The following is a 24,689-nucleotide window of genomic DNA, read 5'->3' as shown; positions in this document are numbered from 1 at the left end:
ATGCCGCGTCAGAAAATTACCCAAGAATGAAATGGCTTGCCCAGAAGCGCGGGTGATGAAATTTTTCCACGCTTTGGTCGCTCAGCATCTTCTCAAGCGCCACCCGCAAGGAGAACGCGTAGTCCGCCGACTGCGCCATGCGGTGTTCAAGCGCAACGCGCTTTGTCAGCTCGACACCCGCGCCGCTATCGATCTCCCAATGGGTCAGCATCATGGCCCCAGCACCGGCATACAAAAAGGCTGATGCCAGATCGGACAATCCCCTGTCCGCACCCGGTGTACCGGTGTTGCAGGCCGACAGAATGACAAGGTCCGCGCCAATGCGGTAACCATAAATTTCGTTCGCAGTCAGGATTCCATCTTCCCCCTGCGACCGGGGCAGCGACATCACAAGACCCGACGATTCCAGCGCACCGGTTTCCCGTGACAGCAATCCATGTGTTGCCAATGCCAGAACCGACACCTCGGCAAGGCGGTTTTTCCGGTTTAGCGCCTGCATTTGTTGCTCGCTTGCCCGCTCCCTCGTAAATACGTCATCCTTCGGATTTCCGCCAAAAACAATTGCCATGAATGCAAGTTCTGCCGCTGTCTCCGGCAGCTCTGCCAAAGCCCCCCCTGCCCCGAGCAAAGCACTGCGCCCTGCCACATCACCCTCTGTGAGATGGGGATCACCCAGGCCGATAAAACCCGTCGTTCCCGAGGAGTCTTCGAACGCCTGAGACCCGCGCGCCACGGACGGCGAGGCTCGCAGGATCGTGCTCACACCAAGCCACCCATCCTCATGACGAAGCGCCGCAAACGGCAAGGTTGCGAACGGGCCGGTCGTCACCAAACGCAGTTCCCGTGGGGGCGGCCGGTTCGGATAGGCCCATCCAATCAGCTCGTGATAAAGCTGACTTGCCAATGCGCGATCAAATTTATCCCTTTCGCCGGTACTCTCAACAATGCCGTGGCGAAAGCCTGTCACCGACGCCTGCACCCGCTCCACGCTCATGGCGAGTCGACGCGCACGGGCCTCCCGCCCGTCCAGCGCCATCAACACAACCGAGTCGCTTAGTTGGGTCACAACAAGCATTGCCGCCTCTTCGGATCGCAATGACAGCATGACTTCGCGCAGGGGACGGGTCACACCAATCTGGTGGCTCCTCAACGCGGCATCTGTCTCTGGCATCTGCGCCTCCAACGCCTGCAGCCGCAAACTCAAGTCGGAAATCGCCACCCCTTGCCCAGCGGGGTCGCGCATAGCCGCCCGCAAGGCCCGCCGCACATCCTGGTATTCGCGCGCCACCGCCGGATTGGCCGAATTCAACCGCTGCTCAAGCACCGACGCCGACGCCGTGGACCGCGCCAGTTGCAAATACTGTTGAATCGCAAAAATCGCCGGATAGTTCGGCCCTTGGGGCAAATCGTCGAACTGAAGCTCAAGGTAAGCAATAAAAAGGTCTTCCAATCGCCTTGCCCATTGTTCGACCGTGCCGGGCAACGGATTTTCGCTGGACCCCAGCCTTTCAATGGCGCGCTCAGCGAGGGGACCGATGGCGGCAAAGGCCCGCTCTGGCTTGCCCCAGTCACGATAGAGGCTGGAATACCGCAAGCGCAGCCATGTATGTTCAGGGCGCAGCAAATCGGTATCCAGCTGTGCCGCGTCCTCGGTTCCGAACGCAAACGGATCGACCCTCTGGTCATTGGCAAAGTAAATCTCGGCGGCCCCGAAATATCCCATGTGCTGAAAGGCAATCCCCGCATCGCGAATGCCACGGACGTCCTGTTTTGACGGCCCAATGCGCCCAAACGACCCTGCAAAACGTGTGTGAAAAACCTCGGCAATCCGCATCCGCTCCATTCGCGCAAGCGGCTTTTCCATGAGCTGCATGTCCACCCTAGACCCAAAATCCAGGTTTTTGGTCGTCGCTTCCTCAATCAACTGCGCGCGTTTCTGAGGCGTCTGCGTGATGAACCATAGCGCGTTACTGTCATATTCGCTTGGGTGGTCGATTGCTTCGACCCGGATCCAGCCCTGCCGTCCAGCATCAAAAAGCCCGTACACGCACTGTTCAATGATCGGATATCGGTTCCAGCTCGCGATGCCGTCCCATTTGGCCGCAAGCACATATGCGGCCACGTCTTTTCGATCCGAAAACCCCGCGATCGCGCAAAGCAGTCGCGCCTCAGCCCCCGAAAGCCGTTGGGGGAAAAAACACCCCAAAAGTCCATTCATCGCATTCGCATCAACAACGGCCCGCCGCACCTCGGGATCATCCGCCAAAGCCGCATAATCCACGTCGATGAAGGCCTCATAGCTCATCTTGGCCGCCTCAAGGCTCTTGCAGGCGTCCGTGTAATAGATGTCCATCTGCTCAAGCAAACGCTGCGCCGGTGTCAGGTCTTCGAGACGCGACAGGTTGAGCTGTCGTTGAAGGCGCTGAATTTCCGGGCCAACCCGATCATAGGAACTGGATGTCTGGGCAATGGATACACTGCGCAAAATCGCAGGCTCCGCGACCTCGTAATTCCCGATCTCCAAGGCCGCCTCTCCCTCCTGAAGACTGGCCCAAAGCGCCTGCTCCAACGCTCCGTCACGCAGCATTTCCGGCAACACGATTGGTACGGCTTCCAACAGCATGGATTTGTCCGCATTGCGCGACCATGCATAAAGACCGATCCGGGCGCCTCCCCAAAGAATGTCCTGCGCATTGAAACGCGCCGTCTCCGGGCTCTCGGAAAAGCCGCCATTGTCGACTTTCCTGTCATGCAGGAACGCCCCAAGCCATTTGAGACCGGCAAAATCGCGCGCCAGGATCGAAAGCTGCGAACTATGCGTAAGAAAACCGTCATAGCTCGAAACAAACGCGTAGGATCCCGCGCCGACACTCGCGTCCATGGCCTCCAAAATACCCCGGTTATGCTGGATGATCCGGGCGACCTCTGCCATCATGCCCAACCGCACCATGTCGACCGCAGCCTGATACGGGAAAACCTGATCGAACTCGAAATCCCCCATCTCCTTGGAAAGACCATCGTCCAGAAACATCTTGGTCGCCTGTTGGAAAAGGCTTTGCGCAGCCTCCGCATTGCCGCGTCGGCCGAGGTCGGCTGCCCATTTCAGCCCGGTTTGAAACACCTGCCTCCGCGATTCTTGCCGCGCGATGGCCACGCGCCTCTCGAACAAATGGTCCCGTGTATCACCACGGGTACAGGTCAGAATGCCATCAACAAGCCGCCCATGACGTTCAACACTCAGAGTGGCCACAATAGGGAGCGTCAGGCTCTCTTCTACAAGAGCGCGCAATGCTTCGCTTTCTGGTGCTTCACATAGATTTCGCTGAGGGATGTAATGTGTGACAACCGATAGGGCTCGGTCGCCATAGGCTGCTTCATGCGGCTGGGTCCTGGCATAGTGCAGCAAGGTTTCCAACGCGCTCTGCGTATCTGGGATTTCGGTTTCCGTTTCTTCGACGGATGAAAGATGCATCAAGCCGATGGCGAGCGGGTTTTGCGACTGCTGGGCCATGGCGGTCGCGTCGCGCAGCAATCCACGGCGGCGTTCTGCACTCGAATCCATCAACGCAACAAAACGTTCCGACCCGACCGAAGCATGCGATGAATTGTAGGTCCTGAACCTGACCGTCGCTGCATAGTGCAACCCGTTGGCGAACAGCACCCTTTTGTTTTTCAGGCTTGTCTCGTCCGGGGCCAGGTCCAGTTCGGTGATAAAGGGCGCCTGAATTCCCGCATTCGCGGCAATCCGTGCAAGGTAAGACGCCTCCCATGGGGAAAGGCGACCTGTCGCGTCGAGTCCTTGGGAGAATTGAAACGCCGTGATCGCATCGCTCGTGCGCGCGTCGGCAATGCCGTCCACGTTGCCCGGATCAAACCGCAAGATTGAGAGGTTCTGTTCCACCTGACGCATATCCTGCGCCCACCCGGCAAGGGGTAGAAAAACCAATAGCAAAAGCCATCTGATCAAGGCTGCCCCATCTCTTTGAACCGCGCAACCAGCGCATCAACCGGGCGGCCATAATCCGCATAGTTCGCCTCGCGCCGCAGTTGGGCGTACCCTTCGAAATACTGCCAGAAGGTCGTCACTTCAGTATGGAAATAAGCATTTAGAACGTCACCATTGCAAAGCTCGGCCGCGATACAAATCTCCATCTGTGCGAAGAAGAGCGTCAGGCGATCCACATGAGTTTCCATCGCCTGTGCATCCGCGCCCCCATCCGTGCGCAGATCCACCATCCAGTTATAACCGAGGTTGCGATATGCACGTGCCAGTACCTCGGGTGGAAGCGAGGCAGGCGGCAGGGTGCTGGTTGACCTGCCCCCCAAATTCTCCCTCGTTCTGATGTAGAGTTTGCTCAACCTTTCGAAGGAGCAAACAGATGCGAAAGAGCCGTTTCACGGAAGCGCAAATCATTGGGATGATCAAAGAGCAGGAAGCAGGCATGCCGACAGCGGAGGTGTGCCGCAAGCACGGTCTCAGCCAGGGCACGTTCTACAAGTACAAATCGAAGTATGGCGGCATGGAGGTGTCGGATGTCGCTAAGCTGAGGGCGATGGAAGACGAGAACGCCAGGCTCAAGCGCCTTCTGGCAGATACGATGCTGGACAATGCCGTTCTGAAAGACTTGCTGGGAAAGAACTGACGACGCCAACCGAACGGCGGGATGCAGCGCTCAAGGCGATGCGGGATCATGACATCTCGCAGCGCCGAGCGTGCAGGCTCGTTGGTGTCGATCCCAAAACTGTCAGGCGTGAACGCCCGCCCGACAATCCTGAGATCAGGGAGGAGATGAAAGCCGTCGCAGTCCAGCGGCGCCGGTTCGGCTATCGGCGGATCGGCGTTATGCTGGAGCGCAAGGGGATGATCATGAACCACAAGAAGCTGTACCGCCTCTACACGGAGGAGAAGCTGGGCGTCAGGCGACGAAGGGGTCGCAAACGGGCGCGGGGATCGCGGACGCCAATGCCCGAGGCTCTGAGGCCCGGCGAACGCTGGTCTCTGGACTTCCTGTCCGACACGTTCGGGGCATCGCGACGGTTCCGCATTCTGGCGGTGAACGATGATTGCTGCCGCGAGAACCTGTGTCTGATGGCCGATACCAGCATCTCGGGTGCCCGTGTGGCGCGGGAACTGGATGCGCTTGTCCGGGTCTATGGTAGGCCCGCCAGCATAGTCAGTGACAACGGCACCGAGTTCACCAGTCGGGCGATCCTGAAATGGGCGAACAACAACGGCGTCGATTGGCATTACATCGATCCGGGCAAGCCCCAGCAGAACGCCTTCATCGAGTCCTTCAACGGCAGCCTCCGGGACGAGTTGCTGAACGAGGAGATGTTCGACAGCTTGGAAGATGCACGGCGAATTCTGGCCCTCTGGCGCTACGACTACAACAACGTCAGGCCGCACTCATCGCTCGGCAATCAAACACCCGCGGAAGCGCGCCGGGCGCTTGAGCCAAATGAGGGCTCCGCGCCCGGCGCGCTTGCCCAAACCGAAACCGAAGAATATGAAAACCAGACCCGCAGACTCTCGTTTTGAATGAGGGACCATCGGGGGGCAGGTCATGGTCTGCAACTGGTTTTCGACATAGGACTGAAGCTGTGTATAGCGGTCGATCAGCCTGTCATCCTGCCAGTCACGCACCACCGCAAGCGAACGTTCCCGCCGCACATCCTCGTTCGACGAGATATATTCAATAACCCCGACAATCGCCGCCCCTGCCACACCAATACTGGCGAGGATGCGCATGATTTGTTCGAAACCACCAAGGAATCCGCCGGTCTCTTCCGGTTCAGGTGGTCGCCGTGGTGGTCTTTTGCCTTCGAACTCTGGTGCTTCCTGCGACTCCTCCGCGCTGGAGTCCTCCACCAGAACCTCATACGCCATTTCATCGCTGACGCGCTCCTTGGGCTTAGTCCTGCGCGCAGTCACGATTGATCTCGAATGTCTTGATCCGCTCGGGCGTCCAGGTCTCCGCTTCAAGGGTCTTGGCAAGGCAGCGGATGGCGGGGGCGTCAAGAACAAAGCTGAGGCTCGGCTCTGCCGTACCGCGCGGGGTCGGCAACGAAGGCAATGACCCTCCGCCCCGCTTTTCCGTTTTTGCCTGCTCACAGGATCCAAGGTTGATCAATTGGGCAGGCAGCCCCGCCTGTTGCATCTGGTCAATCTCTGTCTCGAACTTCGACAGGTAACAAGCAGCCAGATCCGGTGTCAGCGTCACTTTCCGTTCGCAATAATCGCAGGCAAGAACCGCTTGCGGGAAAAAAAACAGAAAAACAGAAAAAAAACGCATGATCAGCCTGAACAAACGACGCCAACACCTCGACTATTCCAAGCTCAACCCCGAAACTCAAGGTATTTCAGACCCTTTTACCTCCAATGATGGCGTGGCTGGCAGCCACCGAAGCCCGTTCAGACAGGTTTCAAGCCAAGCATGACGCGTGCGTCTTCTGCGCTCGCCACTTCTCGCCCCGCCTGTTCCGCGCAGCTGCGCAAGGCGTCAATCAACTCGCCATTCGACCGAGTCTTGCGCCCGTCCGGTAGGTAGAACGTATCCTCCACCCCTGTCCGCAACATCCCGCCCAACTCGGCCGCTTTTTGATGGGTGGTCCAGATCTCTTCCCGACCAATCAACGTGGTCTGCCAAAACGACCCCGGCATAAGATAGCGCTGCAGCAGAACCAGCAATTCCGGGTCCACGGGCATGCCCGACGCCACCCCCATCACAAGGTTATATTGGGCGGACTTTGCCATGCCGTTGCGCACAAACATTTCCACGGACCGCACGATCCCCGTGTCGAAACACTCGAACTCTGGGCGGGCGCCGATCTCGTCCATCACGTCAAGATGGTCCTGTATCTTGTCCGGCGTATTCTCAAACAACATCGGTGGCCAGGCCCAATCGCCATTCGCCCGCAACTTGAGATAGTTCAGCGATCCGGCATTGCAGGCACCAATCTCGGGCCGAACCGCCCGCAACACCGCCAGGGCACCGCTGTAATCTGGTCCAACCGTGCCGGTTGTCGCGTTGATGATGATCCCCGGACAGGCCTCCCGAATGGCCGAAACGATGTCGACCGCCACGTGTGGTTCCCAACTTGGAAGATGTCCCTTTCCTTCGCCCTGCTGGCGAAAATGGACGTGGATGACGGCCGCGCCTGCGTCCATGGCCTCTCGCGCGGATTGTGCGCATTCCTCAGGCGTGACGGGGACCGGATGTTGCTTCGGGTCGGTCAGAACACCATTCAATGCACAGGTCAGAATAGCCTTGTCCATGTTGCCTCCTCAGCGTTGCACATGCCGCGCACCCGGCGCAGGGGGCGTTTCCGGTGGGCCCGCGAAACACTGGGCGTGGGCCATCCAGGTCTCGGCAATCGGCCCTTCGACCCGCAGGCTGGTATCCGCAACCGAGCGCGTCTGTGTCACTACTGCGGCAAAATCCACCGCGCTCCCGGATATGCGTCCGGCCCTTGCCTCGCCAAAGGTCCAGACGTCCCCCGACGGCGCCGTCAATTCCAATACGGGCATCGCCTCCGGCACATCCAACCCGTGCACCTGATGCGACCAGCCAAAGGTGTTCACGCCAAGAACCACGATATTGCGAATACGGTCAGCGTCCTGCCGGGCGATTCCCAGAAGATCAAAAACCTCCATCCCATGCGCCCAAGTTTCCATTTGCCGCGCCGTCATTGACGACCGCGCCGACATCGACGGCCCGACCCATGGCAACCGCGCCTTGGGGTCCATCTCCACCCAGCGCGGCGCCATATCTCGGACCAGCCCAATCCATGCCTCGCGTAGCGCCGTTCCGCGCTCGGTGATCACTGAATCCTCGACCGAGCGCAGGCTGCCATGCTCCTTGAGCGAAACCATCGCCCCGCCCACCATCTCCTGAAACGCCGCTTCGTTCCGCGCCGAAAGGTCCGCGCCCCTGTTCCAGAAATGCAGATGCACCAGAACGTCTTCGATGGTCCATCCCTTGAACTGCGTCACCTGCCGCAACGCTTCATCATCAAGCGCGGCAATCACGTCATAGAGCGCCTCGCTTTCCTCCAGAAAATCCTCGGCCTGAGACAAAGTCATTCTGCGTCCTCCACAATCGCAACAAGCGCTCCGGTCACAACCTGCGCACCTTCAGCAACACAGATTTCGCCGACAACGCCCGCTTGGTCTGCAACCAATTGATGCTGCATTTTCATCGCTTCCAGTACAGCCAGAGTTTGCCCTTCGGCCACGACATCACCCGCCGCAACCTGAACCGACACTACCAGCCCCGGCATGGGCGCTGTGATCCGCCCCTTTCCGGCCACCCCTGGACCAGATTGCCATGGCCGATTCCGACAGACATGCATGTGCCGCCCCTCAACCTGAAGGAACAATCCCCCCTGCGGCGCGGCGACGCTTGCCCATTTCAGATGCAGTCCGTCTACGCGATGCACTTCATTTTCCGATACATACGCAACCGTATGTTTCCAGTCCGCGGTCTGAACGGTGACATCAGCTGTTCCAAAACCATGAACCTCGACCGCGTGGCACACAGTATCAATCTCAAGATCCACCGGCACCGCGCGAGGCCCGTCCGAACTGAACCCGGAAAGACCGTCATCCAAAGCCACCGTACAGGCCTGCGCCACGCGCATCTCTTCTGACAGTAACTGTACAGCCGCCAGAGCAATCACCCGACTTTCCGGTGCGGCCTGCGTCCATCCTTGGGGATAACACTCCTCTAGAAACGCAGTTGTCGCCTGTCCACCGGCAAAACCCTCCTGTGACAGCACGTCGATCAGGAATTCCGTGTTGGTCGTCAGACCCAGCACGCCCATTTCACCCAACCCCGCGATCAAACGTGCCCGCGCCACTTCACGTGTCTCCCCATACGCGATCACTTTTCCAAGCATTGGATCATAGTGTGGTGACACATCAACACCGGTTGCGATTCCGGCATCAGTCCGCACCCCCTGCGGAGGCTTCCACAAGGCAACTTGCCCGGTCACAGGTAAAAATCCGTTCGCCGGGTCCTCGGCATAAAGCCGTACCTCGATTGCATGCCCCTTCAGCTCCAGATCATCTTGCTTGAGCGCAAGCGCTTCGCCTTGTGCGACAGCAAACTGCATCGCCACCAGGTCTAGTCCTGTCACCATCTCTGTCACCGGATGTTCGACCTGCAAACGGGTGTTCATCTCAAGAAAGAAGAAGTCTCCGGTCTCATCCAGCAGGAACTCGACCGTCCCGGCTCCGCGATACCCAACGGCCTTCGCTGCTGTGACTGCTGCCGCCCCCATACGTTGCCGTATGCTTTCATCAACCGCTGGTGACGGCGCTTCTTCAACGACTTTCTGGTGTCGTCGCTGCACCGAGCAATCCCTCTCGCCAAGATGAATGGCATTGCCATGCACATCCGCAAAGACCTGTATCTCAACATGGCGCGGGCGTTGAATGGCCCTTTCGATGATCAGGCGGTCATTTGCGAAACTTGCTAATGCCTCGGCCCGCGCCCGCATCAGCGCCTCCGGCAAATCTGCGGCCCGAGTGACAAGACGCATCCCTTTGCCGCCACCACCGGCGCTGGCCTTGACCATGACCGGGAAACCGATCCGTTCGGCTTCTGACGCCAGCACCGCGTCGGACTGGTCCGCTCCTTCATACCCCGGCACACAGGGCACTCCGGCAGCAAGCATGCGGATCTTGGCTCCGGCCTTATCCCCCATGGCCTCAATCGCATGTGCATCGGGCCCGACAAACACCAACCCGGCCGCTTCAACCTCTGCCGCAAAATCCGCGTTTTCAGACAGGAAACCGTATCCCGGATGGATCGCCCCCGCCCCGCTCTGACGTGCGGCGTCCAGAATGGCCGCGCCGTTCAGGTAACTTTCCTGCGCGGGCGCCGGACCGATGCAAATTGCCTCATCCGCAGCCGTCACATGCGGCGCCCCGGCATCCGCCTCCGAGTAAACAGCCACCGTGCGCAACCCCATCTCGCGCGCAGAGCGTATCACGCGGACGGCAATCTCACCCCGGTTGGCAATCAAAACAGATGAAAACTTCGCCATGCTCACACCCTCGCCACGCCAAAGGCGTTCGAGTTTACTTCCCGTCGCCGGGCTTCCAGACAGGTCTGAATACAAAACGCGATCACCTTGCGGCTATCACGCGGGTCGATCACCCCATGATCAAGCACCTGCCCCGACGTGTAAAACGGAGAGCTTTGTCGATCAAACAAGCCCTCAATCGTGGCCTCCTGTTTCGCCAACCGCGCCTCATCCAATTCCGCGCCCTTTCGCTTGGCACCAACGCGCGCCACAAGGCTCATCGTGCGCGCCGCCTGCGCACCTCCCATGACACCAGAGCGCGACGTCGGCCACGCAAACAGGAAGTCCGGCTCATAGGCGATCCCGCACATGCCATAGTTCCCGGCACCAAAACTTGCCCCGGTGTAAAGCGTGATCTTGGGCACACGCGCGTTCGACACCGCCTGAATCATCTTCGATCCGTGCTTGATCATGCCAGCGCGTTCATACTCGACCCCGACCATGTAGCCGGTCGTGTTGTTGAGAAAGACCAAAGGCGTTCCCGCCTGATCACAAGCTTGAATGAAATGCGTGGCCTTGTTCGCCCCGGCCGGGTCAATCGGCCCGTTATTGGCCAGGATACCCACCGTGATCCCATGCACTTGCGCCTGAAGACAAAGCGTCGCGGCCCCAAAATCAGGTTTGAACTCATCGAATTCGGAGCCATCCACAAGGCGGGCAACCAACTCGCGCATATCATAGGGCGTGCTCCAATCGGCTGGCACCACCCCGGCAATCTCATCGGGATGGTGTTGCGGAGGCGCATAGGGCTTTGGGGACGAGGACGGCATTTCGCGGTTCCAATCCAGCCGCGCCATGACCCGTCGTGCCATCTCGATGGCGTGAACATCATCCTCGGCCAGGTATTCGACCAACCCCGACACCGCGGCGTGCATCTCTGCTCCGCCAAGATCGGCGTCCTTGGAAACCTCCCCGGTCGCCGCATGGACAAGCGCCGCCCCGGCCAGCGCCGCCATGCCATTGCCCTTCACGCCGATCACGTAATCCGAAAGCCCCGGCATATAGGCACCACCCGCCGTCGATGGCCCGTGCAATACCGCCACCGTCGGCAACCCAGCCGCCGACAACCGCGCGAGATTGCGGAACACCCCACCGCCCAGTGCCCAATCCTCGACCCGATAGTTCATCAGGTTCGCCCCCGCGCTTTCCACGAGATGCAGGAACGGCAGTTTCTGGCGCAATGCGATGTCCTGTGCCGACAACATGGCCTGAAGCGCCTTCGGGCTGAGCGCCCCGGCATTGATGCCGCTGTCGTCGACCAGGATCATGCAGCGCACGCCCGACACGAATCCGATCCCCATCACGAAAGTCGATCCGGGAAGAGACTTCTCCGGATCATCATTATCCGCCAGGTATCCGGCGAGACTGTGTAGCCTCAGGAACGGCATCCCAGGATCAAGTAGGCGCGACAGACGTTCACGCGGCGTGATCTGTCCGCGCTGCGCAAAGCGCTCGCGCCGTTCCTCGGATTTTCGCGCCGTGCGCGCCTCAAGTGCACGCAACTCCTCAACGGCGGCAAGCATCGCCGCACGGTTTTTGCCATAGCTGTCGGTGCCGGGCTTGATATGCGGTCCCTGCCACATGGGTTGGCTCCTCCCTGATGCCTTCCCTAACTTTGCTTCAGAATGCGGCGGCACTTGCACGGTATCAACTCCCGCCAACCGTGACGTGGCGGCATAACATATCGAACCACACGCTCAGCTCTATTGAGAACCGCTGGTCACAAGGCTATGATCGGACCATGCAAGACACTGATCTGCAAAAAGATATTCAGTTGGTGGCCGCGTGTGGCCCGATCCGCGTCTGGTCGCTCGTGGTCACGATCCTTGGCGACCTGTGTCAGCGCCCCGAGGACTTCCTTCCCGGCCGCACGCTCAACATGCTTGTTGAACGGCTCGGCATCAACAACCAGGCATTGCGCGTTGCCTTGCACCGCCTGCGCCGCGATGGGTGGATCCGCACAGAACGGGACGGAAGGGCCTCGAACTACTTCCTTTCGGATCAGGGCCGCGCGATGACCCAATCCGTGCGCGACCAGATATACACACCGATCCCAACCCGAAACATACCTATCCGTATGGTAATGGCGGCACCCTCGGTTCCTGCGGCGGATTTCGCTGACTTGTTGCCCGACGATGCGATGTCCCTGTCGGCGCGCGTCGCACTCGTTGCAGATACCGACTCCCAGTTTGACGATTGCCTCGTCACAGCCTTTTCCCCTCAGACGCTTCCCAATTGGGCCATTGACACCATTGCGCCCCCTGATCTCTGCTCGGAGTACACACAGCTCCACTCTGCGGTTACCCAGATGTTGAACCGATCGATCCCGGCATCGCTGGCGGATCGCACCGCCATGCGGCTGGTCATCTTGCATCACTGGCGGCGGTTGATCCTGCGCCAGAACGTCCTTGCCGACATCCTGATGCCCGCAGACTGGGCAGGGTCCAACGCCCGCGAAGCGGTCATGTCAGCGCTTGAAAGATACGCTCGGCCTGACCTGCAAACCCTGCGCGCCATGCAGGACGGAAACGACTAGCTGTCAGGTATCCCGAAACAGTTCGAACAACTGCGGGACCGCTTTGAACTCTTTGCCCTTCTTTCCGCGTCGCCACTGCCCCGGGATGGCCAGCCAACTGACCCAATGCAAGCGCGCCAACCACTCCTGAGCCAGTTCCCAGGTGCCGTCAGGCGCGTTTTCGCGATAGACTTGCATCGCTTCGAACAAATCCGGTTTGGCGCGGGGCGAATACGCGATCACGTTAAACGCAAACACGACAAGATCGCGCGCATGGCCTCGTGGTGTGTTGTTCTCTTCCCGGTACCGCTCGAAGTCCAGCATCAGAATGCCATCCTTCGCCAGGCACATGTCCTTGGGGCTGGGGCGTCCATGCGTAAAGCCAAGCGAGTGAAACCGCCCAAGCGTCCGGGCGGCATCGCACAAAAGCGCCTTGCGCCTCCCGTCGTCATCTTCATCCCGAAATCGACGCCTCAGATCGGTCCCGCAATCAGGCAGCACAAGGAAATTTGGCCCCTCTGCCTGAAGTCTTGGCACCGGAGCATTGACCGCGTTCATCTCGTGAAAGGCACGCCTTTCCCGTTCGAACGCTGCCCTTGGTTCACCCTTCTGCAGACGATACCGCCAGCTTAGAACTTCAGGACGCTTGATCCAGTAAACCCTGCCTTCCAATTCCACACGCTCGATCCGAGGTGCGCCCGTCGCACCGCGCGCCTCGGCCAATTGGCACAGCGCATCATGAACTGAACTGACGGGGTTGTTTTCCATGGCCGGAATGTAGGCACCGACTTGCACTTCGTAAAGCGCTTACGCTGTTGCGATTTACCGGCCCTGATCGGCCCACAATGCACGTGCGGCAGACGCAATACTGTCTGCGCTCGGCATCGTCGCGGCATAGGCCGGACCGGTAGCGATGAAACTGTCCTCTGCCGCAATCCGCGCATGCGGCAAATCACTCTGCTCATGCAACATCGCCATCAACGCCTCCGACTGGCTCCCGGTTTGGCGACACTCATCGACCACAAGCACCTTCTCCGCCCCATCCAGCGCATTGAGGATACCTTCCACCGGCAAAGGCGCAAGCCATCGCATGTCGATGACCCGCGTCGCAATGCCTTCCTCGGCCAACCGCGCGGCGGCCTGCGTACTCAGGTAGCGACCGTTGCCATAGGTCAGGATCGCAAGCGGACCTTTCCCGTGAATCCCCACCTCGCCCAGCGCGATCCGGTCCTCCGGCGCAGGGTAGGATGTCATCCACATCCCGTCCTTTTCCTCTAGCAGGTCCCGCATGGGATAAAGCGCAATCGGCTCGACAAACACGACCACCCGTTGCTCTTCACGCGCAAGCCTTACGGCCTCACGCATCATTCGCGCCGCGTCATCTCCGCGCGACGGGCAGGCAATCACGATCCCGGGAATATCGCGCAATACGGCCAAAGAGTTGTCGTTATGGAAATGCCCACCAAACCCCTTCTGATACCCAAGCCCCGCAATCCGCAGCACCATCGGGTTGGCAAACTGCCCGTTCGAGAAGAACGGCAAGGTCGCCGCTTCTCCGCGCAACTGATCTTCGGCGTTGTGCAGATAGGCCAGGAACTGGATTTCCGGGATTGGCACAAACCCATTATGCGCGAGCCCAATCGCCAGCCCCAGAATGCTCTGCTCATCCAGAAGCGTGTCGATCACCCGATGCGCCCCGAACCTGTTCTGAAGTTTCTGCGTCACCCCATAGACACCGCCTTTGGCACCGATGTCTTCACCCATCGCGACCAGCTCGCCATACTCCAGCATCAGGTCCGTCAGCGCCCAGTTGATTAGGCGGGACATCGGCTGGGGCGTCTTCATCTGCTCAAGATCACTCCCAAACACCTCTGCGCGCTGCGCTGGGGACGGGCCATTTCGTTTTGCATTCGATCGCGACGGCGGGATCAGTCTGGCCATAACGTCCTGTGCGGTCTGCAATCTGGGCAGCCCGGCAATCTCTTCGGCCACGCGCGCACACTCCACTTCGGTCTCGTCATAGATCGCCTGCACCGCAGACGCATCCAGAACACCTTTTTCGATCAGCAATCGCGCGGAATGCAGCAAGGGATCCTGCGCTTCCCAGCCTTCGAAAACAGACTTGGGCAGATACGCTTGCTGAACATCCGATCCCGCATGCCCATAAAGCCGCACGACCCCCAGATGCAGGAAGGCAGGCTTGCGCGTCCTGCGCACATAATCCTGCGCCTCCTGTGCCACGCGATAGGTCTCGTACATGTCCAAACCATCGGCATGAAAATACTTCAATCCGGGCTTCTGCGAGAAATTCGCCGCGATCCATCCCTTGGGCGTTCGCGTCGATATTCCGATCCCATTATCCTCGCAAACAAACAAAAGCGGCATGGGTGCCGATCGATAGGCGCTCCAGCACGCAGCGTTGATCGCCCCCTGCGCCGTCGAATGGTTGGCACTGGCATCGCCAAAGGAACATAGGACAATCCCGTCATCTTCCAGAACCGCATGTTCTGGCCGACAACGCTTACCCAACCCAATGGCATAGGCCGCGCCAACGGCCTTGGGCAAATGGCTGGCAATCGTCGATGTTTGTGGCGGGATCATCAGCGCCTTAGACCCGAGGACCTTGTGCCGCCCGCCCGACATCGGGTCATCCCGCGACGTGGCAAAGCTCATCAGCATATCCCGTACGGCGTCCACCCCCGGCACCTGGGCCGAGCGGCGTGTCTGAAACGCCCCGTCGCGATAATGCAGAAACGCCATATCTGTTGGGCGCAACGCGCCTGCCACGGCAGCCATGCCCTCATGCCCGCTAGAGCCGATCGTGTAATACCCCTGCCCTGCGGACTGCATCTTGCGGGACCGCCGATCAAGGTTGCGGCTCAGGCATTGGGCGCGGAAAACTGCCAGGGCTTCGTCATCCGAAAGCGGCCCGTCCGGCGCGGACCCTTCAGGAAAATCCCCCGCAGCAACCCGCCGTTTGAAATTCTCATGTACCACATCCGCACGATCCACGCCGCACCTCCTGTATCCGGTCCGCAAAACAGTTCTTTCGCGAACCACCCGGCATCGCAAGCCCTTAAGCGTTCCCGAGAAACATTGAAACGCGTCCCCAGAACCCGTAAGTGCAAGACAACCGAGATTTTGAGGCTTCCATGGCAAACTTCCTTTATCAAAACGACCTCCCGGACGGGCTGGATCTTGGCCCGGTTGTGGCCATTGATTGCGAAACGATGGGGTTGAACCCGCACCGGGATCGTCTTTGCGTGATCCAGATGTCCGGTGGGGATGGCAATGCGCATCTCGTTCAGGTGGCCAAAGGCCAGACCGAAGCCCCCAACCTCTGCCGTATGCTCGAAGATCCGAACGTGCTGAAACTGTTCCATTTCGGCCGTTTCGACATCGCCGCGATGTACAACGCTTTCGGCGCCCTGACCGCGCCAGTCTATTGCACCAAGATCGCGTCGAAACTGGTCCGCACCTATACCGACCGCCACGGTCTCAAGAACCTGCTTCAGGAACTGCTGAATGTCGACATCTCCAAGATGCAGCAGCAAAGCGACTGGGGCGCGGAAACCCTTAGCGAGGCACAACTCAACTATGCCGCCTCGGACGTGCTTTATCTGCATCGCCTGCGCGACGAATTGAACGCCCGCCTCGAACGCGAAGGGCGAACCGACATGGCGCAGGCCTGTTTCGATTTCCTTCCCATGCGCGCCCGGCTCGACCTTGCCGGGTGGCCCGATCAGGACATTTTTTCCCACTGATGACCGACGCTGACAAACAGACCTTTCTGGACACCGCACGCCGCGTGATCGCGACCGAGGCTTCGGCCCTCGCTCAGCTTGGGCAGGGACTGGGCGACGAGTTTGCCGACGCCGTCGAACTTTTGCTTTCCGCCAAGGGTCGCGTGATCATTTCGGGCATGGGGAAATCCGGGCATATCGCACGCAAGATTGCCGCCACCTTTGCGTCGACAGGCACCCCGGCGCATTTCGTGCATCCTGCCGAGGCCAGCCACGGCGATCTTGGCATGATGGCGCAGGGCGACGTTGTGATCGTGCTTTCCAACTCTGGCGAAACCCCGGAACTGGCCGATCTGGTGGCCTATACCCGCCGTTTCGAAATTCCGCTGATCGGCGTGGCCAGCCGGGCGGATTCCACGCTCATCAAACAATCCGACATTGGGTTAATCCTGCCCAAGGCCGATGAAGCCTGTGGCACTGGCGTCGTGCCGACAAGCTCCACGACCATGACGCTGGCACTCGGAGACGCGCTTGCCGTCGCGCTGATGGAACACCGCAAATTCACACCCGAGCATTTTCGCGAATTCCATCCGGGCGGAAAGCTTGGTGCGCAGCTGGCCCGCGTCCGTGACCTCATGCATGATGGAAACGCACTGCCCCTGACATCTTTTGACACCCCGATGTCGGATGTACTCATCGAGATCAGCCAGAAGGGCTTTGGTGTTGCGGGCGTGTGCGACCTGAAGGGCGCGCTGGTTGGCATCATCACCGACGGGGACTTGCGCCGCCACATGGCGGGCCTGCTCGACCATACGGCGGCGGATGTTATGACAAAAGCCCCGCAAACCATCGCGCCCGGCGCGCTTGCCGAAGAAGCGGTGGCAATCATGAACCGGCGCAAGATCACCTGCCTGTTCGTTGTCGATCCCGACGGCCCCGGTGCCCCCATCGGCCTCCTGCATATCCACGACTGCCTGCGCGCGGGCCTGGGTTGATCCCGTGCGGGGCCTGATCACATATTCCAAACTGGTCACTTGGCTCAAGGTGGCGCTGCCGCTTGCCGCGCTGGCCCTGCTCAGCACCCTTTTCCTCGTGCCGCGCAACTTTGACCTCGACAGCGCGATCCCCTTCGCCAAAGTCGAACTTGAAAAACGGTTGCGTAGCCAGCAAATAACGGCCCCATATTTTTCGGGTCAAACCGATCAAGGCCACGCCGTAGCCATCACGGCAGAAACCGCACGCCCGGATCCTGATGCCCCCAACAGCACGATTGCCGAGAACCTGACGGCCCGTATCGAAACCGTGGACGGCGCGCTTTATACGGCCTATGCGAATACCGGCGTGGCCGATGGCGAATTTCAGGAAGTCACTCTGGAAGGCAACGTCAAGCTTGAAACCTCCTCGAACTACTCGATCGTGACCGACACGATGATCATCAGCCTCACGGAAATCCGCGCCGAAAGCGGCGGGGAAATCTTGGCCGAAGCTCCCTTCGGGACACTGACTGCGGGCCGCATGGCCTTGCGCCCGGCCGACGAGTCCGAGGATATTTATTTGTTTTTCACAAAGGGCGTGAAACTGGTATACACACCCAAAGACACTACGAGGTGACACGTGCATTTGTTGCGCCCGCTGCTGATTGCTGTTCTGGCCACACTACCGGCCACGACCTTTGCCCAGGGTCTCAAGGTCGCCTTTGGCGAAATGCAGCAGGAAACCAACCTTCCGGTCGAAGTCACCGCTGACAGCCTTTCCGTGAACCAGAACGACGGCAGTGCCGTGTTCAAGGGCAACGTCGACGTGTCCCAGGGTGACATGCGCATGACCGCCGACGTGGTGAATGTCCACTATACCTCTGATTCTTCAGGCATTTCTCGCCTTGTGGCCACTGGCGATGTCCTCATCGTTCAGGGGGAGGACGTAGCCGAAGCCGACAGCGCCGAGTACAGCATTGAGTCCGGTACCGTCGTGATGACCGGGAATGTTACCGTGGTACAGGGGCCCAACACGATTTCTGCCGACAGCATGACGCTCAACCTCACGGACAACACCGCCGAAATGCACGGGCGCGTCAAAACCATTCTGAGGACCGAGTAAGCATGGCCAAGCCGGAACTTTCCGTCACTCAGGGCGCATCCGGGCTGCAGGTCGAAAACCTGCGCAAGGCCTACCGTAAACGCGTGGTCATCCGGGATTTCTCGATGGAGCTCAACCGGGGCGAAGTGGTCGCGCTGCTCGGACCCAACGGCGCCGGCAAAACCACGGCGTTTTATGCAATCGCCGGATTGGTCACGCCCGAAGGCGGGCGTGTCATGATCGACGGTCAGGATGCGACCATGCTGCCGATGTATCGCCGCGCCAAGCTGGGGATCGGTTATCTGCCACAGGAAATGTCGATTTTCCGCGGCCTGTCGGTCGAAGATAACATCCTCGCGATCCTTGATATCACCCAAAAGGATCGCCACAAGCGCCGCGAACGACTCGAAGAACTGCTGTCCGAGTTTTCCATCGAACACCTGCGCCGCGCCCCGGCACTGGCTCTATCGGGAGGCGAACGCCGCCGCGTAGAGATTGCGCGATGCCTTGCAGCAGACCCGAAATACCTGCTTTTGGACGAGCCATTTGCCGGGGTTGACCCGATTTCGGTCGGGGATATCCGCCACCTCGTTGCCGACCTCAAGAAACGCGGGATTGGCGTGCTGATCACGGATCATAACGTGCGCGAAACGCTCGAAATTGTCGACCGTGCCTATATCCTGCACGACGGCAAAGTGCTCATGTCCGGCACTCCGGATGACGTGGTCGAAAACGAAAATGTACGGCGCGTCTATCTTGGCGACAACTTCCGGATTTCCTGAACCGGGGTCATAAGAAAATCCGTCGAAAAACGGATTCATGTCATTGACACTTCCCCCCGGAAATACCCAAATACAAGGTATGACATGTTTGCAATCCACCGCTCTGCATCCGGCGGCCTTGTTGGAAAGGCCCGGTCAGACACAAGGATCAAACAAGTCGATTCCCAGCATTCGGACCTGACAAAAACCGCGGCACACGCATGCCCATGGTCCGACATGTCATCGAAAAGGAGACAGGATGCGCTACCAGATAACCGGAAAACACATCGATATCGGTGAAGCCCTTCAGACTCATGTGAAGGATGAACTCAGCACCGTGGTAGGCAAATATGCCGAACGCCCGACCGATGCCAACATTGTCTTCTCCAAAAGCGCGCATGAATATGTTTGCGAGGCGACCGTTCACCTGTCGACCGGCCTGACCGCACAGGCGAAAGCCCACGCGACCGAGATCTATGCAGCCTTCGACGAATGCAATGAAAAGATGGAAAAGCAGCTGCGCCGTTACAAGCGCCGCCTGAAGGACCATCACCGTGAACGCTCGGAACCGGTTGAACTCTTCGGCGCGTCCTCGTATATCCTCGCGCCAGAAGCGGAAGCCGAGGAATCCGAACCTGAAACGCTCCAGCCCGTTATCGTCGCCGAGATGGAAACCAAGATCCAGTCTCTGAGTGTTGGCGAAGCGGTGATGCAGATGGAGCTTGCAGGGGCGCCGGTCCTGGTTTTCAAGAACGAGGGAAAAAGCGGATTGAACGTGGTGTATCGCCGGGATGACGGCAACATCGGTTGGATTGACCCGCAAAACTGAGGTGAGGTGCAGCGCACCCATCCGGAGACACAGGCAGTATGGACCTTTCAACGATCCTCAAGCCGGAGGCGGTAAAAGTTGTTACTTCCGCCTCCAGCAAGAAGCGTCTGCTTCAGGAATTCGGCGATCTCGCCGCGTCTGCTTATGATCTGGATGCGTCTCGCGTTGTCGAGGCGTTGCAAGAGCGCGAAAACCTCGGACCAACGGGTGTGGGCCACGGTGTGGCCCTGCCCCACGCACGCCTTCCCGCGCTGCAAAGCGTGATCGGCGCCTTTATTCTTTTGGAAAAACCCGTTGATTTCAACGCAGTCGACCGCCAGCCGGTCGACATCGCCTTTGCCCTGTTCGCTCCGGTGGAAGCCGGGGTCGAACACCTCAAAGCGTTGGCCCAAGTCTCGCGTCGACTGCGCGAGGCGTCGATCTGCGCCAAGCTGCGCGCCAACCAGGAAGCGGCGACCCTGTTCACCATCCTGACCGAGACCGACAAGGTTCAGGCCGCCTGATCCGGCGACCCAGGCCCGCTATTTCCAGCGGTCAAATCCGAAAATCCAATAATCCCGCTGGTAGATGTCGCTGACCATCGCCTCGATCTCGTCGTCATAAACGTCATCAAGTGCCCACGGTTGATCCGAACGGGCTGGCTCTGGATCGGGGGCATCCATCCGCGCGACCTGCATCGCAAGCGCCGGCAGATATGACTGCATTTCGTCCTCGCGAATGATCATGTCAGGCAGCGCCAACTCCCCGAATCCCCGCAGGGCACCCGACTGAGTCGCCCAATGCGCATCCAGGCGCAAACCGGTCTGACCGGCCAGATTCGCCTTCACAAACTCCAGAAAAGCCAGAAATCCGGCCCTATGTGCCGCAACGTCATAATCATCGCCGGGACCATCCTTGGGCAACGGCACCTTGTATACCTTGCGCAACGTATTGCGGATTCGACGATAGCTCCCCTCACCGGTTGAAAGAATCCGCGCGCAATAGGCATGATGCGCGCGCAAAACAGGATGCCGAATAACGCTAAAGGTTCTATGCCCGGCATGACCGCGCTTCCACTGGCGCAGGGTCTTCTGGTTGAACTTGGTCAAGAGCGCGTCTTCGTCCACCCCGTCCAGCGCTGCCAGCCAGCGCATAACCTCACGCTCTGGGCCTGAACGGATCGGCAGATACATGAGCGGCGCCTTGGCGGCCGCAACATAGGTCGGCACTACCGGGCCTCGCCGGGGTTCGAAATTCGGCGTGCGGTTCAGGTTGAACCGGTCCAACTCGGCCAATGCCCCCGAGATTTCGCCAAAATTCGACACCTTATCCGACAGCGGGCTGGGATTCTGCCGCTTGAGGGACGTATCCAGCGCCTCCAGCCGATCCTCGACTCCAAGGAACTGCGCCAACCCATTCATCACCTGCACATCCTGCAGATCTTCGTAGGCAACATAGAACGCGGTTTGCCCGGTCAATTGCAGCGCCTTCATCAAGGTAACCTGAAACGCCTGCAAATCCTCGACGTGGCGGCGGAACTCCTCACCATCAAATCGCACTTTGCTATCCTTGCGCCGCCGCACATCGGTCAGTTTCCACTGCCCGGTGGCCTGTGCAATCTTCCAGGACACATAGCTTTCCAGCGGGTTTCGCGTCAGCACGATTTTCGCGCAACGCGGGTCCTTCAGACAATCATCCAGCACCCGCGGATCATGGTCGTGAAAGAACCGAAACCCAGAAAGCTTCCCCGGCTCATCCTTGACCGCTTGCAACAACCGTTTGGGATCGGCCGTCCTTTGTTCAAGCTTGACGCCCAAAATCTCGTCCCGGTTGGGATAACCGATGAAATGCGGATTGAATGCCTCCCCGTGACAGCTCAGGCCCGGGAAGGCGTTGATGTTGGTTTCCAGAAAATTCGATCCGGTGCGCATCTCTGCAAACACAACGAAATAGTCAAACTTGCTCGACATGATCCCTTACTGCACCAGATACGGTTTGCGCGGCGGCTTCTTCTTTTCGTTATCGGGCTGTTCAACTGGAAAATCGCCCATCAGATAGGGGTGCATCCCCTGGTTCTTGAGGTTCTGCAGGAATTGGCCAAACCCCGTCATGTCCGTCATGCGCGGTGCCTCGGCCAAGCGGCGTGGATTACCTGTGCCAATCTCGTCAATGATCGCCTGCAAATGCTCCATGGGGGCCTCGATGAATTCGGCCAACGTCCAGATACGCACCCGCGCCTTGGCATAAGGGGAACGCAGCGCCCAAAGCTGATCGTTTTCCAGTTTCTGCAGCCGGGCCGCTTCCTGGCGGATTTCCGCGAAATTCCGGTTCGACTTGAACAACGGCAACGCCCATGCACCGCTGATCATCGAGATCTGCGCATTCGGGTCCTTGGCAATGAACCAAACCGGCGCGCCTTCATCGCGCGGACCCACCTGAAAACACTGTCGTTCTCCGCGCGTGTTCCAGATCAGGCTGGCCAGAAAGGCAATCGGATTGTAATCGCGGATTTTCGGGGAATCGCTCAGCGCCCCGTTGATAACTTTCTGCTCCCCGGCGAACTCGGCCCGCTCGGGCGCGAACAGGTGGCCATGCACCTGCGTTCCCGTCGTCTTCACCAGCCATGGCTCAAAATCTTCGAACAGTTCCGCAAACCCGTGAAACACAGAGTACCGCCCGAAGGTCATGCCGTTTTCCCAACCCTCATTCGGAAAACGGCTCTGCATATACAATCCCGTCCGCCCCTTGGTCCGCCGCTCGACGGCCTTGGCAAAGATGCGGTCGATCTTGGCCGGATTCGGTTCCGTCATCTTGATCGCGCCATCCGGGTCACGCAGGAAACCATCGTAAAGCCGGTTCGCCTTGGGCCAGATTTTCCGCGCCACAAAGCAATCCGACCGCCGCAACAACTGCAGGTGATCGTCATAGAAAATATGCGGCTTTCCCTGGAAGTCGAACTTGGAAAGCGTCAGCGACCGGCTTTCGATGTTGGTGGAATAAAGACGCGCCAGCGTCTGGAAGTAGCTCTCGTCCGGGATCCACACACGCTTGAAGTAATTGTCAAATGTCTCGCGTTCCGGGTCTTCCAGAATGGCCGACAGGGTCTGACGGGTCAGGCACCACCATTGCGACCCCATATGTGGCACGATCCCATGCGGTATCTTGCGCTTGATCCGCAGGAACCGCTGAACATCCACCCACTTGTCGAACAGAAAACGCTGTTTGCGCCATGAGAACGGGAAATGCAGGGTGAATCGTTCATGATCCAGCCCGCCCACGGTCCAGGGCACGTCTGCCGTCGTAGCGCTCTCGATAAAATCCGTACGTGGACGCGCCTTGAGATAATCCTTCAGTTCCTGCACCGGTCGCAGCGGCAGACATGATCCCGACGACAGGTAGACATGGCGCACATTCGGAAAAGCATCGAGCATCAGCTCTGCAGCCGACTGCGAAGCCGCAACCAATCCCCAATTGCCCCATTCACACCGATGGCGCTTGCAAAACTTCACATTCTCTACATCAGCCAAGGCTTTGACGAAGCGCTTGTAGGGCCCCGGTTTCACGCTGGCATCGACATGGATCACGACCGGGCAGCCGTATTTGTCCCAATGCCGCGCCACCTGCTCGGCCCGGTCAAACGCCGTATGAACCAGCATGAGGATACCCACGCTCATGCCCAGTTCCCCTTGGACATCAGTCCGAGAATCTCAAGCTGGCGCCAGTTGATGTATTTCTCGCTCCATTTGCACCAAAGTTCCGGGTTGTCCCGCAACCGCTTGGCATAGGCGAGGTATTCAACGCTCGCCGCATAATGCTGTTTGCGCTCAAGCTCCTCTTCGGCCTTGGCCGTAAACGTATCGATGAACTTGGTATGAAGAAGAAGCCCAGAAGCCTTTTCGCCGCCCCATTCGTCGTAAACCTGGTTAAGACCACGCGGCAAAAGCATGTGGGTCGAACTGACATAGGTATAGCGTCGGTTCCACTTGACCAGCGGCACCTTGTTAAGCGCTGGCGCCAGTTCCGGATTGTCCGGAAAGAACACGCGCGACCGAGGTCCGCCCTGAATCCAGAGATTCCCGTAATCCGGATTCTTGGACATGGTGTAGTTGCCCGCATCGAACCAACAGGCAATCTCAAGGGGATCCTGCCCGGCACGATAGGGCTGTTCCGTGATCGGCCCACGCGGGTACATATCAAGCAACATGGCGCTGAACGACTTGATCGAACTCGCGTCCAGCCAGTCGGTCAATGCCGTGATCGGTCGGGTGTCGCAGAACGGATAGATAAAGAACTCATCCGGGTCGACCACGAGGCACCAGTGATTGTGCGCATAACGCAGCTGCAACCAGTTCAGCCAATCCACCCCGAAGCGCGACTTCTTGTAGGAATGGCGCGTGTGCCAGACCGACACGTCAGGTTGCTCCGAAAGATATTCCAGCGATCCGTCGGTGCTGTCATTGTCCACGAAAAAGAAATGACCAGCGCCTTTTTCACGATAGTATTCAAGGAAATAGGGCAGTCGGATCTGCTCGTTACGCTGCGTGGAAAACACCAAAAGATCGTTGGGTTTGATCTGGTTCGTGCGGTCGACGATGCTGCGCAATTCCCGACGTTTGCGAATGGCCCGGACCAGCCGCGCCCGACGTCTCACCCGGAGCCGATATGATTGCCAGACGCCCAATCCGTTTCCTTCAACC

Annotated in this window: 21 protein-coding genes; 9 read left to right on the top strand and 12 right to left on the bottom strand. The window is 59.1% G+C overall.

All coding sequences use genetic code 11. The features are described from left to right. Positions 1-16: 16 nt before the first annotated feature. Together ACS3QZ_RS15155 and ACS3QZ_RS15150 are read right to left on the bottom strand one after the other, a co-directional pair. Complete coding sequence (locus ACS3QZ_RS15155; protein WP_456038597.1) at positions 17-3,910, bottom strand: CHAT domain-containing protein; 3,894 nt, start codon at positions 3,908-3,910, stop codon at positions 17-19. 53 nt (positions 3,911-3,963) lie between these two features. Then, the gene (locus tag ACS3QZ_RS15150) at positions 3,964-4,326 is read right to left on the bottom strand and encodes a hypothetical protein (RefSeq protein WP_456038596.1); all 363 of its coding nucleotides are present in this window, start codon (positions 4,324-4,326) and stop codon (positions 3,964-3,966) included. Positions 4,327-4,379: 53 nt separating this feature from the next. Between ACS3QZ_RS15150 and ACS3QZ_RS15145 the strand changes: the two genes are divergently transcribed. Then, positions 4,380-5,539 (top strand): IS3 family transposase gene (locus tag ACS3QZ_RS15145; RefSeq protein WP_456035993.1). Its coding sequence is split into 2 segments (ribosomal slippage): positions 4,380-4,629 and positions 4,629-5,539, totalling 1,161 coding nucleotides; the frame shifts between segments, so codons are not numbered across the junction. A gap of 373 nt (positions 5,540-5,912) precedes the next feature. Here ACS3QZ_RS15145 and ACS3QZ_RS15140 read toward each other — a convergent pair. The 5 genes from ACS3QZ_RS15140 to ACS3QZ_RS15120 form a co-directional block, all read right to left on the bottom strand. Further along, positions 5,913-6,221, bottom strand: a complete 309-nt coding sequence (locus ACS3QZ_RS15140; protein ID WP_456038595.1) for a hypothetical protein — start codon at positions 6,219-6,221, stop codon at positions 5,913-5,915. A 191-nt stretch (positions 6,222-6,412) separates the two neighbouring features. Beyond that, complete coding sequence (locus tag ACS3QZ_RS15135) at positions 6,413-7,276, bottom strand: beta-keto acid cleavage family enzyme (RefSeq protein WP_456038594.1); 864 nt, start codon at positions 7,274-7,276, stop codon at positions 6,413-6,415. 9 nt (positions 7,277-7,285) lie between these two features. Then, positions 7,286-8,083: a TIGR03084 family metal-binding protein gene (locus tag ACS3QZ_RS15130; protein WP_456038593.1), complete on the bottom strand. Its 798-nt coding sequence runs from the start codon at positions 8,081-8,083 to the stop codon at positions 7,286-7,288. Beyond that, positions 8,080-10,050, bottom strand: coding sequence for an acetyl/propionyl/methylcrotonyl-CoA carboxylase subunit alpha (locus tag ACS3QZ_RS15125; RefSeq protein WP_456038592.1), 1,971 nt, complete (start codon positions 10,048-10,050; stop codon positions 8,080-8,082). Before ACS3QZ_RS15125 ends, ACS3QZ_RS15130 begins: the two co-directional genes overlap by 4 nt. A gap of 2 nt (positions 10,051-10,052) precedes the next feature. Continuing rightward, the gene (locus ACS3QZ_RS15120) at positions 10,053-11,672 is read right to left on the bottom strand and encodes an acyl-CoA carboxylase subunit beta (RefSeq protein WP_456038591.1); all 1,620 of its coding nucleotides are present in this window, start codon (positions 11,670-11,672) and stop codon (positions 10,053-10,055) included. Between the two features lie 158 nt (positions 11,673-11,830). Here ACS3QZ_RS15120 and ACS3QZ_RS15115 point away from each other — a divergent pair, with 158 nt between their 5' ends. Further along, entirely contained in the window at positions 11,831-12,625 is a 795-nt protein-coding gene (locus ACS3QZ_RS15115) for a PaaX family transcriptional regulator C-terminal domain-containing protein (protein ID WP_456038590.1), read from the top strand. Positions 12,626-12,628: 3 nt separating this feature from the next. On the opposite strand, the gene ACS3QZ_RS15110 is transcribed toward ACS3QZ_RS15115, so the two are convergent. Together ACS3QZ_RS15110 and ACS3QZ_RS15105 are read right to left on the bottom strand one after the other, a co-directional pair. Next, positions 12,629-13,372, bottom strand: coding sequence for a phosphotransferase (locus ACS3QZ_RS15110; RefSeq protein WP_456038589.1), 744 nt, complete (start codon positions 13,370-13,372; stop codon positions 12,629-12,631). 54 nt (positions 13,373-13,426) lie between these two features. Next, a complete protein-coding gene (locus ACS3QZ_RS15105; RefSeq protein WP_456038588.1) occupies positions 13,427-15,616 on the bottom strand; it encodes a thiamine pyrophosphate-dependent enzyme in 2,190 nt (729 codons plus the stop codon). Between the two features lie 140 nt (positions 15,617-15,756). Between ACS3QZ_RS15105 and ACS3QZ_RS15100 the strand changes: the two genes are divergently transcribed. The 7 genes from ACS3QZ_RS15100 (at position 15,757) to ACS3QZ_RS15070 (ending at position 20,516) form a co-directional block, all read left to right on the top strand. Next, entirely contained in the window at positions 15,757-16,368 is a 612-nt protein-coding gene (locus tag ACS3QZ_RS15100) for a ribonuclease D (RefSeq protein ID WP_456038587.1), read from the top strand. Continuing rightward, complete coding sequence (locus ACS3QZ_RS15095; RefSeq protein WP_456038586.1) at positions 16,368-17,342, top strand: KpsF/GutQ family sugar-phosphate isomerase; 975 nt, start codon at positions 16,368-16,370, stop codon at positions 17,340-17,342. Before ACS3QZ_RS15100 ends, ACS3QZ_RS15095 begins: the two co-directional genes overlap by 1 nt. A gap of 4 nt (positions 17,343-17,346) precedes the next feature. Beyond that, on the top strand, positions 17,347-17,958 hold the full coding sequence (locus ACS3QZ_RS15090) for an LPS export ABC transporter periplasmic protein LptC (RefSeq protein ID WP_456038585.1): 612 nt from the start codon (positions 17,347-17,349) through the stop codon (positions 17,956-17,958). A 3-nt stretch (positions 17,959-17,961) separates the two neighbouring features. After that, positions 17,962-18,444, top strand: a complete 483-nt coding sequence (lptA, locus tag ACS3QZ_RS15085) for a lipopolysaccharide transport periplasmic protein LptA (RefSeq protein ID WP_456038584.1) — start codon at positions 17,962-17,964, stop codon at positions 18,442-18,444. A 2-nt stretch (positions 18,445-18,446) separates the two neighbouring features. After that, entirely contained in the window at positions 18,447-19,205 is a 759-nt protein-coding gene (gene lptB, locus ACS3QZ_RS15080) for an LPS export ABC transporter ATP-binding protein (protein WP_456038583.1), read from the top strand. Positions 19,206-19,443: 238 nt separating this feature from the next. Then, on the top strand, positions 19,444-20,013 hold the full coding sequence (gene hpf / locus ACS3QZ_RS15075) for a ribosome hibernation-promoting factor, HPF/YfiA family (protein WP_093096909.1): 570 nt from the start codon (positions 19,444-19,446) through the stop codon (positions 20,011-20,013). A 38-nt stretch (positions 20,014-20,051) separates the two neighbouring features. Further along, the gene (locus ACS3QZ_RS15070) at positions 20,052-20,516 is read left to right on the top strand and encodes a PTS sugar transporter subunit IIA (protein WP_093096906.1); all 465 of its coding nucleotides are present in this window, start codon (positions 20,052-20,054) and stop codon (positions 20,514-20,516) included. A gap of 18 nt (positions 20,517-20,534) precedes the next feature. Here ACS3QZ_RS15070 and ACS3QZ_RS15065 read toward each other — a convergent pair whose 3' ends face one another. Genes ACS3QZ_RS15065 through ACS3QZ_RS15055 form a run of 3 tightly spaced genes read right to left on the bottom strand, consistent with a single transcriptional unit; the run spans position 20,535 to position 24,673 of the window. Continuing rightward, complete coding sequence (locus tag ACS3QZ_RS15065; RefSeq protein WP_456038582.1) at positions 20,535-21,962, bottom strand: nodulation protein NodH; 1,428 nt, start codon at positions 21,960-21,962, stop codon at positions 20,535-20,537. A gap of 6 nt (positions 21,963-21,968) precedes the next feature. Then, positions 21,969-23,666 carry a DUF5927 domain-containing protein gene (locus ACS3QZ_RS15060; RefSeq protein WP_456038581.1) on the bottom strand — a complete coding sequence of 566 codons (1,698 nt, stop codon included), beginning with the start codon at positions 23,664-23,666 and terminating at the stop codon, positions 21,969-21,971. Continuing rightward, positions 23,663-24,673: a glycosyltransferase family 2 protein gene (locus tag ACS3QZ_RS15055; RefSeq protein WP_093096898.1), complete on the bottom strand. Its 1,011-nt coding sequence runs from the start codon at positions 24,671-24,673 to the stop codon at positions 23,663-23,665. Before ACS3QZ_RS15055 ends, ACS3QZ_RS15060 begins: the two co-directional genes overlap by 4 nt. Positions 24,674-24,689 lie beyond the last annotated feature (16 nt).

The organism is Shimia sp. W99 (genome assembly GCF_053851455.3).
This window is presented reverse-complemented; position numbering and strand designations above follow the sequence as displayed.

Excerpts from the sequence above, each read along its gene's own strand:
- ACS3QZ_RS15155 (WP_456038597.1), bottom strand. The coding sequence starts at position 3,910 with ATGCGTCAGGTGGAACAGAACCTCTCAATCTTGCGGTTTGATCCGGGC.
- ACS3QZ_RS15135 (WP_456038594.1), bottom strand. The coding sequence starts at position 7,276 with ATGGACAAGGCTATTCTGACCTGTGCATTGAATGGTGTTCTGACCGAC.
- ACS3QZ_RS15130 (WP_456038593.1), bottom strand. The coding sequence starts at position 8,083 with ATGACTTTGTCTCAGGCCGAGGATTTTCTGGAGGAAAGCGAGGCGCTC.
- ACS3QZ_RS15125 (WP_456038592.1), bottom strand. The coding sequence starts at position 10,050 with ATGGCGAAGTTTTCATCTGTTTTGATTGCCAACCGGGGTGAGATTGCC.
- ACS3QZ_RS15120 (WP_456038591.1), bottom strand. The coding sequence starts at position 11,672 with ATGTGGCAGGGACCGCATATCAAGCCCGGCACCGACAGCTATGGCAAA.
- ACS3QZ_RS15115 (WP_456038590.1), top strand. The coding sequence starts at position 11,831 with ATGCAAGACACTGATCTGCAAAAAGATATTCAGTTGGTGGCCGCGTGT.
- ACS3QZ_RS15110 (WP_456038589.1), bottom strand. The coding sequence starts at position 13,372 with ATGGAAAACAACCCCGTCAGTTCAGTTCATGATGCGCTGTGCCAATTG.
- ACS3QZ_RS15100 (WP_456038587.1), top strand. The coding sequence starts at position 15,757 with ATGGCAAACTTCCTTTATCAAAACGACCTCCCGGACGGGCTGGATCTT.
- ACS3QZ_RS15095 (WP_456038586.1), top strand. The coding sequence starts at position 16,368 with ATGACCGACGCTGACAAACAGACCTTTCTGGACACCGCACGCCGCGTG.
- lptB (WP_456038583.1), top strand. The coding sequence starts at position 18,447 with ATGGCCAAGCCGGAACTTTCCGTCACTCAGGGCGCATCCGGGCTGCAG.
- hpf (WP_093096909.1), top strand. The coding sequence starts at position 19,444 with ATGCGCTACCAGATAACCGGAAAACACATCGATATCGGTGAAGCCCTT.
- ACS3QZ_RS15070 (WP_093096906.1), top strand. The coding sequence starts at position 20,052 with ATGGACCTTTCAACGATCCTCAAGCCGGAGGCGGTAAAAGTTGTTACT.
- ACS3QZ_RS15065 (WP_456038582.1), bottom strand. The coding sequence starts at position 21,962 with ATGTCGAGCAAGTTTGACTATTTCGTTGTGTTTGCAGAGATGCGCACC.
- ACS3QZ_RS15060 (WP_456038581.1), bottom strand. The coding sequence starts at position 23,666 with ATGAGCGTGGGTATCCTCATGCTGGTTCATACGGCGTTTGACCGGGCC.